Origin of the sequence: Peribacillus simplex, assembly GCF_900156045.1 — a bacterium.
GTDB lineage: Bacteria > Bacillota > Bacilli > Bacillales > DSM-1321 > Peribacillus > Peribacillus simplex_D.
Genome location: NZ_FTMX01000001.1, coordinates 793,514 through 805,530 on the forward strand (window position 1 = coordinate 793,514; position 12,017 = coordinate 805,530).

12 protein-coding genes and 1 other annotated feature are annotated in these 12,017 nt (G+C 41.3%); all 12 genes read left to right on the forward strand.

The genetic code is table 11. From position 1 onward, the window contains the following. The first annotated feature begins 20 nt into the window (after window positions 1–20). The 12 genes from BW986_RS03780 (at window position 21) to BW986_RS03835 (ending at window position 12,013) form a co-directional block, all read left to right on the forward strand. On the forward strand, window positions 21–419 hold the full coding sequence (locus BW986_RS03780) for a cytidine deaminase (RefSeq protein WP_076365241.1): 399 nt from the start codon (window positions 21–23) through the stop codon (window positions 417–419). Beyond that, complete coding sequence (gene era, locus BW986_RS03785; RefSeq protein ID WP_076365244.1) at window positions 412–1,341, forward strand: GTPase Era; 930 nt, start codon at window positions 412–414, stop codon at window positions 1,339–1,341. The genes BW986_RS03780 and era overlap by 8 nt, the downstream gene beginning before the upstream one ends. Before the next feature lie 99 nt (window positions 1,342–1,440). After that, entirely contained in the window at window positions 1,441–1,584 is a 144-nt protein-coding gene (locus BW986_RS03790; protein WP_076365246.1) for a YqzL family protein, read from the forward strand. Between the two features lie 33 nt (window positions 1,585–1,617). Then, on the forward strand, window positions 1,618–2,370 hold the full coding sequence (recO, locus tag BW986_RS03795; RefSeq protein WP_076365248.1) for a DNA repair protein RecO: 753 nt from the start codon (window positions 1,618–1,620) through the stop codon (window positions 2,368–2,370). Between the two features lie 57 nt (window positions 2,371–2,427). Beyond that, window positions 2,428–2,604: a binding site (T-box leader), on the forward strand. 98 nt (window positions 2,605–2,702) lie between these two features. Continuing rightward, a complete protein-coding gene (gene glyQ / locus BW986_RS03800) occupies window positions 2,703–3,599 on the forward strand; it encodes a glycine--tRNA ligase subunit alpha (RefSeq protein WP_076365250.1) in 897 nt (298 codons plus the stop codon). Further along, window positions 3,586–5,655 (forward strand): glycine--tRNA ligase subunit beta, encoded by a 2,070-nt coding sequence (gene glyS / locus BW986_RS03805; protein ID WP_076365252.1) that lies wholly within the window; start codon window positions 3,586–3,588, stop codon window positions 5,653–5,655. Before glyQ ends, glyS begins: the two co-directional genes overlap by 14 nt. A gap of 162 nt (window positions 5,656–5,817) precedes the next feature. Next, window positions 5,818–6,456 (forward strand): transcriptional regulator CcpN, encoded by a 639-nt coding sequence (locus BW986_RS03810; protein ID WP_034308483.1) that lies wholly within the window; start codon window positions 5,818–5,820, stop codon window positions 6,454–6,456. A 16-nt stretch (window positions 6,457–6,472) separates the two neighbouring features. Continuing rightward, window positions 6,473–7,294 (forward strand): pyruvate, water dikinase regulatory protein, encoded by an 822-nt coding sequence (locus BW986_RS03815; protein WP_370662553.1) that lies wholly within the window; start codon window positions 6,473–6,475, stop codon window positions 7,292–7,294. 513 nt (window positions 7,295–7,807) lie between these two features. Continuing rightward, window positions 7,808–8,263, forward strand: coding sequence for a YaiI/YqxD family protein (locus tag BW986_RS03820; protein ID WP_076366289.1), 456 nt, complete (start codon window positions 7,808–7,810; stop codon window positions 8,261–8,263). 51 nt (window positions 8,264–8,314) lie between these two features. Then, on the forward strand, window positions 8,315–10,120 hold the full coding sequence (gene dnaG, locus BW986_RS03825) for a DNA primase (RefSeq protein WP_142244542.1): 1,806 nt from the start codon (window positions 8,315–8,317) through the stop codon (window positions 10,118–10,120). A gap of 35 nt (window positions 10,121–10,155) precedes the next feature. Further along, window positions 10,156–11,289, forward strand: coding sequence for an RNA polymerase sigma factor RpoD (rpoD, locus tag BW986_RS03830; RefSeq protein WP_034308477.1), 1,134 nt, complete (start codon window positions 10,156–10,158; stop codon window positions 11,287–11,289). 190 nt (window positions 11,290–11,479) lie between these two features. Continuing rightward, window positions 11,480–12,013: a hypothetical protein gene (locus tag BW986_RS03835; protein ID WP_076365256.1), complete on the forward strand. Its 534-nt coding sequence runs from the start codon at window positions 11,480–11,482 to the stop codon at window positions 12,011–12,013. The last annotated feature ends 4 nt before the right edge of the window (window positions 12,014–12,017 follow it).

The following is a 12,017-nucleotide window of genomic DNA, read 5'->3' on the forward strand; positions in this document are numbered from 1 at the left end:
ATTTGAAAGGAAGATGTGAATTGAATACAAAAGAATTGATTGAGGAAGCTAAAAAAGCAAGGGATAAAGCTTATGTGCCTTACTCCAAATTTAAGGTGGGGGCAGCCCTTTTAACCGCAGATGGAAAAGTCTATCATGGTTGTAATATAGAAAATGCTGCATACAGCATGTGTAACTGTGCCGAAAGGACAGCTTTATTCAGCGCTTATGCCCATAATGATAAAAAATTCACTAAACTTGCAGTCGTGGCGGATACCGATGGTCCCGTTTCCCCATGCGGGGCATGCAGGCAGGTTATTTCGGAACTTTGTGAAAAGGATATGCCGGTCGTTTTGACCAACTTACATGGGGATATAAAAGAACTAACAGTACAGGAATTGCTTCCAGGAGCTTTTTCACCGGAGGATTTAAATGGATAAACTATTTGATGATAAACAAGTAAAAGATTACAAATCAGGTTTCATTTCGATTATTGGAAGACCTAATGTTGGAAAGAGTACATTTCTGAATCGGGTCATCGGTCAAAAGATCGCCATTATGAGCGATAAACCACAAACTACAAGAAATAAGGTCCAGGGTGTACTTACGCAAAACGATTCACAAATGATTTTCATCGATACACCCGGCATTCATAAACCGAAGCATAAGCTTGGTGACTTCATGATGAAAGTGGCAACGAATACATTGAAGGAAGTCGATTTGATTCTCTTCATGATCAATGCTACTGAAGGATACGGACGAGGTGACGAGTTTATCATCGAAAAACTTCAATCCGTAAAAACGCCAGTTTTCCTTGTTGTAAACAAAATCGATGCGATGCATCCAGATGATTTACTTCCGATTATTGAAAAATACCAACAGCTTTACCCTTTTGCGGCGGTCGTTCCGATTTCTGCGCTTGAAGGAAATAATGTTGATACACTGCTTGAACAAATCAAGGAACATTTGCCAGAAGGTCCCCAGTTTTATCCGGCTGACCAAGTGACAGACCACCCGGAACGTTTTATCATTTCCGAATTGGTCCGCGAGAAGGTACTGCACCTGACACGTGAAGAAATTCCGCATTCAGTGGCTGTTGTCATCGATTCAATTAAAAAAATGGACAACAGTGACACCATTAATGTCATGGCGACAATCGTCGTGGAACGTGATTCACAAAAAGGCATCGTCATCGGAAAGCAAGGAAAAATGCTTAAAGAAGTCGGTAGCCGTGCCAGAGTGGATATCGAAAACTTATTGGGCTCGAAAGTTTTCTTGGAACTATGGGTGAAGGTGCAGAAGGATTGGCGGAACAAAGCAAGCCAGCTTCGCGATTATGGCTTCAATGAGAGCGAGTATTAATTAACAAAATTTACGCGTCATGAAAGTTCGGAAAACGGTCAAGCTAACCATATGGTCGGATATTCATATTGCTAGTTAAAAATGAAAGGTGGGCTTTATATGTTGGATTTTACCTGGGAGTTATTTACTGAAACGGGTAATGTGGACACCTATTTGCTGTTTAAGGAGATAGAAGTCGAGAGACAGGAAAGACACTTGGTATTGAATGATGAGCTAGCAGAAATTGATTTTCCTGTTTCATAGGTTAGCCTTGGCGAGCATGGGTGGTGTCTTGGTATGCTCCAAAAATGTGAAGGCATTGTCATAAGGCGAACTGCATATGGAGAAAATAACAAAATCATTACTATATATACCCGCGAGCTAGGAAAAATAGGCGTTATGGCCAGAGGAGCCAGTAAACCTAACAGCAGGCTTTCAGCCGTTACACAGCTTTTTTGCTCCGGGTATTTTCTTGTAACCACATCAACGGGACTTGGTAGTCTTCAGCAAGGCGAAATGGTCGATTCACTCCGTTTCATAAGGGAGGATCTTTTTGCCACTGCTTATGCTTCATATATTGTTGAATTGCTTGATAAAAGCGTCGAGGATAAGAAACCGAATCCATATTTGTATGAATTGCTTTCGCAAACCTTGCATTACATAAACGAGGAATATGACGCAGAGGTTTTGACATTCATTTTTGAAATGAAGATGCTGCCCGTCAATGGGATTAACCCTGTACTGAATCAGTGTGCTGTATGTGGTGAAACGGAAGGGGAATTCTCCTTCTCGCTTCGGGAAGCGGGTTTTATCTGTCACCGCTGTCTGGGGAAAGACCCTTATCATTATAAAATTTCACCTGCAGCCGTCAAATTGCTTCGAATCTTTTATTATTTCGATTTATCAAGGCTCGGAAACATTTCCGTAAAGCCTGAAACGAAAAAAGAACTTCGGAAGATCATCGATGCATATTATGAGGAATATTCCGGTCTGCATTTGAAATCAAAAAAGTTCCTGAAACAGATTGATACGATGAAAGATATGTTTTAGGATCTGACTATTGACATTCCATGCTAGTTTGTATAAAATTCTAATCATCAAAATAAGAAGATTGCGTTGATGGAAAAGAGTATCTGTCATTCTCCATAAAAAGCGAACCCGGGACGGTGGAAGCCGGGATATGGATTTACAGGGAAGGGCGTTTCCGGAGCATGTAGCTTTGAAAAGAGGCCGTTTTATAAACGGCAATTAGGGTGGAACCGCGGGTATACTCTCGTCCCTATGCATTTCGCATAGGGACGGGAGTTTTTTGTTTGCCAAAATGTAATGGGTTCCAATCCTTAATTTTAAAAAGAGCCGTTTAAATAATCTGGAGGTGTACGATGAATATTCAAAATATGATTTTAACGTTACAAAAGCATTGGTCTGAACAAGGCTGCATATTGATGAATGCTTATGATGTAGAGAAAGGGGCAGGAACGATGAGCCCATACACGTTCCTTAGAGCCATTGGACCTGAGCCTTGGAGCGTTGCTTACGTAGAGCCTTCCCGCCGTCCTGCTGACGGCCGTTATGGCGAGAACCCTAATCGACTGTATCAGCATCATCAGTTCCAAGTGATCATGAAGCCGTCGCCTGACAATATCCAAGAGTTATATTTGGATTCATTACGCGCTTTAGGGATAAATCCGCTTGAGCATGATATTCGCTTTGTGGAGGACAACTGGGAAAATCCATCACTAGGGTGTGCTGGTCTAGGTTGGGAAGTATGGCTTGATGGAATGGAAATCACTCAATTTACCTATTTCCAACAAGTGGGCGGCCTTGAGTGTAAGCCGGTTTCCGTGGAAATTACATACGGGATCGAACGTCTCGCATCTTACATTCAAGATAAGGAAAACGTATTTGACCTAGAATGGACAGATGGATTCACGGTTCGGGATATATTTGGTCAGCCGGAATACGAACATTCGAAATATACGTTCGAAACCTCCGACCTTGATATGCTGTTTCAGCTTTTCTCGATGTATGAAAAGGAAGCGCATCGCCAAATGGAAGAAGGACTTGTACATCCTGCATATGACTATGTTTTGAAATGTTCACATACATTTAACCTTTTGGATGCCAAAGGTGCCATCTCGGTGACAGAAAGAACGGGTTATATTGCCCGGTGCCGTAACTTAGCGCGTAAGGTTGCCAAAACCTTCTATGAAGAGCGGGAAAAATTAGGCTTCCCGATCCTGAAAGTGAAAGGGGAGAATACAAATGAGCAAGCGTGATTTGTTATTGGAAATTGGATTGGAAGAGCTGCCTGCCCGTTTTGTGACAGCATCAATGAAACAGTTGTCAGATAAAGTACAGCAATGGCTAACGGAAAAAGCGATTGAATTCGGAACGGTTGAAGCTTTTTCCACACCAAGACGTTTAGCCGTATTGGTGAAAGACGTGGAAGAATCGCAAAAGGATATCGAAGAAGAAGCTAAAGGCCCTGCCAAGAAAATCGCTTTGGACGGAGAAGGCAATTGGTCTAAAGCCGCATTGGGATTCGTCAGGGGTCAAGGGATGACTTCAGAGGATATTTACTTTAAAGAAATCAAGGGTGTAGAATATGTCCATGTGAATAAATTCATAAAAGGACAGCAGACCGTTAAGCTTTTATCCGAGCTGCAGGATATCATCAGCGGCATGACGTTCCCAAAAAATATGCGTTGGGCCAATCAGGAGCTTCGCTTCGTCCGTCCGATTAAATGGCTGATTGCTTTATTCGGCAATGACATAGTGCCATTCAGCATTGCTGATGTGGAAACGGGCCGTGAAACAAAAGGACACCGCTTCTTGGGCGATAACGCAAGCATCGAGCTGCCGGAACTGTACGAACATACGCTAAAAGAACAATTTGTAATGGCTGATCCAGATAAACGCCGACAAGTTATATTGGATCAGATTAAAGAGCTTGAGCAGGAGAAAGGCTGGATCATCCCAGTCGATGAAGATCTGCTTGAAGAAGTCAATAATTTGGTAGAGTATCCAACGGTGTTATTTGGACATTTTGAAGAAGAATTCCTAGAGCTTCCTGCTGAGGTACTTATCACATCAATGAAGGAACACCAACGTTATTTCCCTGTTAAAGATAAGGACGGGAAACTGCTTGCTTACTTTGTAACCGTGCGTAATGGCGATGACCGCCATTTGGATCAGGTTTCTAAGGGTAATGAAAAAGTACTGCGTGCCCGCTTATCGGATGCAGCATTCTTCTATCAAGAAGATCAGAAAAAAGAGATTTCGGATGCTTTGAAAAAGCTTGACAGCATCGTTTATCATGAAGAAATTGGCACATTAGCCGAGAAAACTGCCAGGGTAACTGCAGTGACCGGTGCCCTTGCGGATGCTTTGAATTTAAAGGCGGAAAAAGAAATGGCGCTTCGTACGGCGGCAATTGCCAAGTTCGATTTAGTGAGTCATATGGTTTATGAATTCCCGGAATTGCAAGGGTATATGGGTGAAAAATATGCTCTCTTAAAAGGGGAAGCCAAAGAAGTGGCCGCGGCTATCAATGAACATTATATGCCAAGACATGCCGATGACAATATACCGCCTTCAGTCATTGGAGCGGTTGTGAGTTTAGCTGAAAAAATTGATACTTTGTCTTCATTCTTCGCTATTGGTGTCATTCCGACAGGTTCCCAGGATCCTTACGCATTGAGAAGGCAGGCGAGCGGGGTCGTCCAAATTCTAGCCGAGAAGAAATGGAATATTTCTTTAGAGGAGCTTATTGTTTTAGGCCTTAAAGGACTGGAATCAAAGGGCATCTTAAAACGTGATCTTGAAGAAGTTAAAGCGGATATGTTCACATTCTTTAAAGCCCGTGTCAAACACCTGCTTCAAGAACAGCAAATCCGTTACGATTTGATCGATGCAGTTCTGTTCAATGAGATCGGCTATATCCACTCAATCGTGGAACGTGCACATGTCTTGAATGCGAAAAAAGACGAAGCTGGCTTTAAAGAAAGCCTTGAAGCTTTAAGTCGGGTCATGAACATTGCCGTGAAATGTGACAATAAGGTGACAGTCGACCCTAGCGCCTTTGAAAATGATCAAGAAAATGCGTTATACGTAAAATATCAAAAAGTGGCAATGCGTTATATGGAATCCAAAGATGAGAATGAGCGGTTTGAACAGCTTGTTTCGCTTCAAACGGAAATAGAGTCATATTTCGAGAATACGATGGTCATGGCAGAGGATGAAGCAATCCGCAATAACCGTTTATCCTTAATGAAGGAAATCAGTGATTTGATTGCAGGTTTTGCTGCCATGAATAAGATCATCCTTACATGATCGAAAGGATGTATGGAAATCGGAAACACTTTGAATAAGGGTTTCCGATTTCTTAAAAAGATAAATGGTCAATAAATAGGACAAAAATGCCCTAATTAAATAATTTAGTATATAATTATTATATGAATAACTTTTGTTACTTTACTCTGCGAAAGCAGTGGGGTGGTGATTATAATCCAATTGAATAAGCGTCAGGAACAAATTTTACAAATCGTAAAAGAAAACGGACCGATTACTGGAGAACATATTGCGGATAGATTGAACCTTACCAGGGCGACACTTCGTCCAGATCTAGCGATTTTAACGATGGCAGGTTTTCTTGATGCCAGGCCCCGAGTGGGGTATTTCTATACAGGCAGGTCAGGGACACAGCTTTTGACAGATAGCCTTAACCATCTTTATGTACGTGACTACCAATCGATACCTGTCGTTGTTGACGAGGGCATTTCCGTATATGATGCAATAGTCATGATGTTTTTGGAAGATGTCGGAACAATGTTCGTCGTCGATAAGCATGCATTGCTTGTCGGTGTCTTATCAAGGAAAGACTTGTTGCGTGCAAGTATTGGGAAACAAGAGCTTAACTCCATTCCAGTCAACATCATCATGACTAGGATGCCCAATATTACAATGTGTTCAAAAGAAGACCTTTTGATTGATGTTGCCAAAAAATTGATTGATAAACAAATCGACTCATTACCGGTCGTCAAAGACACAGAAAAAGGCTATGAAGTAATTGGAAGGATTACAAAAACCAATATTACGAAAGCATTCGTAGCTTTGGCTGATGAAGGCTATTAGGGGGCTTGCAAAAGGAATGACGGAGAATATGAACGGTTCTATTATATATGTTGTATCGGATTCAGTAGGGGAAACAGCGGAATTGGTTACAAAAGCCGCTGCAAGCCAGTTTTCGGGATCTGCTTTTTCCATAAAGCGAATTCCGTATATTGAAGATGAACAAAACGTGGATGAAGTGATATCACTGGCTAAGCTGGACGGGGCGATCATTGCTTATACTCTTGTCAAGCCAGCCATTAGAGCGTATATGAAAGCACAGGTCGAGAAAGAAAACCTGTCTGCTTATGACATTTTAGGGCCGCTCATGGACATCCTACAGGAAAGGGCGCCAAAAGGGCCGCTTAATGAACCTGGTCTGGTGAGAAAGCTGGATGATGACTATTTCAAGCGTGTGGAAGCCATTGAATTTGCAGTAAAGTATGATGATGGACGTGACCCTCGGGGCATTTTACGTGCAGATATCGTCCTTGTGGGTGTTTCGCGCACTTCCAAAACGCCATTATCACAGTATTTAGCCCACAAACGCTATAAAGTGGCGAACGTACCTTTAGTGCCTGAAGTGGAACCTCCAGAAGAGCTGTTCCTGGTGCCTCCTGAAAAATGCATTGGTTTAAAGATCAGCCCGGAGAAGCTGAACCATATTCGTAAAGAACGTTTAAAGTCACTTGGGCTCAATGATCATGCCATTTACGCAAATGTGGAGCGCATAAAAGAAGAATTGACATACTTTGATACAATCATATCAAGGTTGAACTGTCCTATCATTGATGTAACCAATAAAGCTGTTGAAGAAACAGCCAATTTGATAATCAATATCCTTCAAAACAAAAACCGTTGATCCTTATAATTAAGGCAAAACAAAATGTGAGCTAGACACTCTATGTGTCAGCTCACATTTTAATGCCAAGGTCAAATTAGGGAATAACAAGAATAAGTTCAAAATAATTACATATAATTCCTCTTGGTTTCCAAGTGTAAATCCGTTGATTTGCATGGGAAAACATTCGGAATTTAAATGTTGGCATCTTCTAATCAAATAGACTATAATAAAAAATTGTGAGAAAAAAGTAATCTTAAGGTTTAGACTTAATTAATAAGGAATAAACTAAAGGTTAATGAGATGTCAAGGTTTTTATCATAAAAATAATTCGACATGTTCCGTATAATTCAGGAAGGGCTGGTCTTTTTCAAGGCAAAAGAGGTGCTTTCACTTAAATAAGCAGGTATTCTTTGAAGAATAATGTGTGCTCTTTTAGAGGGAATCCTCTGAATCAATGCTGAAAATTCACCATATCTTCATAAAGTTTAGGGGAGAAAAAGGATTATGCAGAAAGATGTAGAATTAGAAGGTATGAATAATAAACCTACGATACACGTCGATGCCGATGCATGCCCGGTGAAAGACGAAATCCTTCATTGTGCAAGCTTGCACGATGTTGAAGTCTGTTTTGTTGCATCATATAAAAATATGATGAATAACCCTGAAGGTAAATGGGTTTATGTCGATGCAGACAAAGAAGCGGCAGATCTTTATATAGTAAACTCAGTAAAAAAGGGTGATATTGTCGTTACTGCAGATATTGGTTTGGCTGGGACCCTGCTTCCTAAAAACGTTTATGTCCTTTCGCCAAGGGGAAAAGAATACACGGACGAGAATATTTTCATGCTCTTGGATATGCGTTATCAGTCGGCGAAGCTCCGCAGGCAGGGTAAGCATACGAAAGGGCCGAAAGCATTCACAAAGGAAGATCGTGCATGTTTTACAAATAAACTTATGAAAACATTGTCGAACTTTGCAGGGAATTAGGAAACAGTATCGAATTAGAAACTATCACCAATATTGCAAGGTGGAAAAATGATAAATGGCCGTATAGAAGATGAGAAAATTAATCAAATTCGTGAAGCTGTTGACATTGTTGATTTAATTGGGGAGTATGTCCAGCTGAAGAAGCAGGGGCGCAATTACTTTGGCTTATGTCCTTTTCATGGTGAAAACTCGCCCTCGTTTTCCGTTTCAACGGAAAAGCAAATCTTTCACTGTTTTGGTTGCGGGGCAGGCGGAAATATTTTTACCTTTTTGATGGATATAGAAGGCTACAGCTTTGTGGAATCTGCAAAAGTTTTAGCTGAAAAAGGAAATGTTCCTTTGGATGTTGAAATCAATAAGGATTCCAAGCGATCTAACATGCCGGCAGGCTCTCAGCAAATGATTGAAGCCCATGACCTGCTGAGGAAGTTTTATCATCATCTCCTCGTCAATACGAAAGAGGGGCAGGATGCTCTCGAATATCTACTTAAACGCGGGTTTACTGAAGAGACAATAGAAAAGTTCCAAATTGGCTACTCTTTGGATTCATGGGACTTCGTGTCCAAATTCCTTTTAAAACGCGGGTTTCCAGCGGAATACATGGAGCAGGCAGGGCTTATTATTTACAGAGAAAAAGACGAGTCATATTTTGACCGTTTCAGAAATAGAGTCATGTTTCCAATTATGGATCATCAAGGAAATACGATTGCGTTTTCAGGAAGAGCGATGGGGGACGATGAGCCCAAATATTTGAATAGTCCTGAAACGCCAATCTTTAATAAAAGTAAAACTCTATATAATTTCCATCATGCAAGACCACACATACGAAAGAAAGAACAAGCTGTCATATTTGAAGGCTTTGCCGATTGCATTTCAGCAGTTGGCGCAGGTGTGGAGAATGCGGTCGCTACAATGGGTACTGCCCTGACGGACCAGCATATCCAGCTTTTAAAAAGAAATACTGACCAGATACTTATTTGCTACGATTCGGACTCTGCGGGATTGAACGCTGCCAATCGTGCAGTTGATATGTTACAGGACCATGAGTTTTCCGTGAAAGTCGCTCTCATGCCTGATAACTTGGACCCCGATGACTACATAAAGGAATTCGGTGAAAAAAGCTTTGTTTCTGAAGTAATAGGGGCCAGTTTAACCTACATGGCATTCAAAATGCATTATTTGCGTCGAGGGAAAAATGTAAATAATGAAGGAGATCGAATTCAATATATCGAAGAAGTCCTTAAAGAAATTTCGCGATTGCCCAATGCAGTGGAGAGGGATCATTATCTCCGGCAGCTATCCTCTGAATTTTCCCTTTCATTGGATGCGCTGGAACAGCAGCAGCGTCAGGTGTTCTTTACGGAACGCAAGAAAGGGACACTGCCGCAGCCAGCAGCTCCAAAGAAAATGGCCCTGCAATATGAGCATAAGTTAAAGCCTGCTCACCATAATGCTGAAACGAAGTTGATTGCCCATATGCTAAAAAGCAGGGAGATGACTTTCAAAATTCAGCAGTTGCTTGGGCAAACGGTCTTTCATGTAGATGAACATCAGGCAATCATCACCTATTTATATGCGTTCTATGAAGATGGACACGAACCGGATACAAGCTTTTTCCTTACTTATTTACCGGATCCAAACTTGAGAAGGATCGTTTCGGAAATAGAAATGATGTCAGTGAATGAGGAAGTTACAGATAAAGAACTGACCGATTGTATAAATCAAGTGTTGAAATATGAAAAGTTGTTAAAGATAAAAGAAAAACAAGTTGAAGAAAAAGATGCAGTTAGACGAAGTGATTATGTTACTGCTGCACAAATTGCCATGGAAATCATTAAATTGCGTAAAATGTTGTAGTCGTTTAGGTGTAAGTCCTGGAAGGAGGGGAACTAATGGCTGAAAAACCAGCACGTTCCAAACAAGTTGATAATGAATTTAGCCTTGAACAGGTGAAAGAAAAATTACTAGAGCTAGGTAAAAAACGGGGCTCTTTGACTTTAGAAAAAATTGCTGAAATGATTGGCGGTTTTGAGTTGGATTCCGATCAAATGGATGAGTTCTATGAGGTGTTAGCCGAAAACGGCGTCGAAATACTCACTGATGGTGAGGAAGACGAAGATGAAGACGATCCAGATGAGAAGAAACTTGCAAAAGAAGAAGAGTTTGACTTAAATGATTTAAGTGTTCCTCCTGGCGTTAAAATTAATGACCCAGTACGCATGTATTTAAAGGAAATTGGTCGGGTCGACCTTTTATCGGCAGAAGAGGAAATATCTCTGGCGACGAGAATTGAAGATGGAGATGAAGAAGCGAAACGCCGCTTGGCAGAAGCTAACCTTCGTCTTGTTGTCAGTATCGCCAAGCGCTATGTAGGACGCGGAATGCTTTTCCTTGATTTGATTCAGGAAGGTAATATGGGACTTATCAAAGCAGTGGAAAAATTTGATTACCGCAAGGGATTCAAATTCAGTACGTATGCAACATGGTGGATTCGCCAAGCGATAACCCGTGCCATTGCCGACCAAGCAAGAACGATCCGGATACCGGTGCATATGGTGGAAACCATCAATAAATTGATCCGTGTCCAAAGACAGCTTCTTCAGGATTTAGGACGTGAACCTTCTCCGGAAGAAATTGCGGAGGATATGGACTTAACTCCTGAAAAAGTTCGTGAAATCTTGAAAATAGCACAGGAGCCTGTTTCATTGGAAACGCCAATAGGTGAAGAAGACGATTCACATTTAGGTGATTTCATTGAAGATCAGGATGCGACTTCCCCATCGGAACATGCAGCATATGAACTTTTGAAAGAACAGCTTGAAGACGTATTGGATACTCTTACTGACCGTGAAGAGAACGTCTTGAGACTCCGCTTTGGCCTTGATGATGGCCGCACCCGCACTCTTGAAGAGGTAGGTAAAGTGTTTGGGGTCACCCGCGAGCGTATCCGTCAAATCGAAGCGAAGGCGCTACGTAAACTGAGACATCCAAGCCGCAGCAAACGCTTGAAAGATTTCCTGGAATAGAATATATATGCCCTTTACAGAGCCCTCTTGAATGCCCAGCGTTCGGGAGCGGCTCTTTTTTTCAATTATGATGTAAAAATATCCTTGTATTTTTCGTATAATGGAAATCGATTTTACAACAGAAACAATCTTACATAACTAAAAAGCTTAGCATTTAAAAAGAAATAGTCATCATGAGGATGTGAGATTCATGGATGAGATGAGAAAGAAAATCATCATTCAAGAAATAAACTCCTGGAAGGAAAGTCGTATGCTTCCGGAGCAATATTGTAATTACCTGCTTGCATTATACTGTCAAGGAGAACTGCCGCCATCTAAATCGATTAAAACCGAGAGCAAAAATAGCGACATCTTCTCTGGGGTGCTGATTGGGGCCCTTTTTGCATTTATTGTATTTTTGAATTATTTTACTGAAATACCCATAAGAATGCAAATGCTTATGACAACAATTTCAATACTTGTCTTTTGGCTTGCGGTCCGCCGCTTTAACGGCAGGAAAATCATTTTTCAAATGTCGTTGATGGGAATGGCGCTATCATTGCTTTTATTAACTGTCAGTTTTGCGGAATTCATGGCACCTGGCAAAGTGGGAATCCTTTTTATCTTCTTGTTCATTAATTGCGGACTCTGGATTTTAATGGGCACTAAACTGAAGCTGCTTCATTTTTCCATAGCGGGAGGCCTGGGAGCACTTGTCACTCTTTACTTTTGGCTCTTTTCGTAAAGAT

Coding starts and splice junctions, on each gene's coding strand:
- glyS (WP_076365252.1), top strand. CDS start 3,586: ATGAGCAAGCGTGATTTGTTATTGGAAATTGGATTGGAAGAGCTGCCT.
- rpoD (WP_034308477.1), top strand. CDS start 10,156: ATGGCTGAAAAACCAGCACGTTCCAAACAAGTTGATAATGAATTTAGC.
- BW986_RS03820 (WP_076366289.1), top strand. CDS start 7,808: ATGAATAATAAACCTACGATACACGTCGATGCCGATGCATGCCCGGTG.
- era (WP_076365244.1), top strand. CDS start 412: ATGGATAAACTATTTGATGATAAACAAGTAAAAGATTACAAATCAGGT.
- BW986_RS03790 (WP_076365246.1), top strand. CDS start 1,441: ATGTTGGATTTTACCTGGGAGTTATTTACTGAAACGGGTAATGTGGAC.
- BW986_RS03815 (WP_370662553.1), top strand. CDS start 6,473: ATGACGGAGAATATGAACGGTTCTATTATATATGTTGTATCGGATTCA.
- BW986_RS03835 (WP_076365256.1), top strand. CDS start 11,480: ATGGATGAGATGAGAAAGAAAATCATCATTCAAGAAATAAACTCCTGG.
- recO (WP_076365248.1), top strand. CDS start 1,618: ATGCTCCAAAAATGTGAAGGCATTGTCATAAGGCGAACTGCATATGGA.
- glyQ (WP_076365250.1), top strand. CDS start 2,703: ATGAATATTCAAAATATGATTTTAACGTTACAAAAGCATTGGTCTGAA.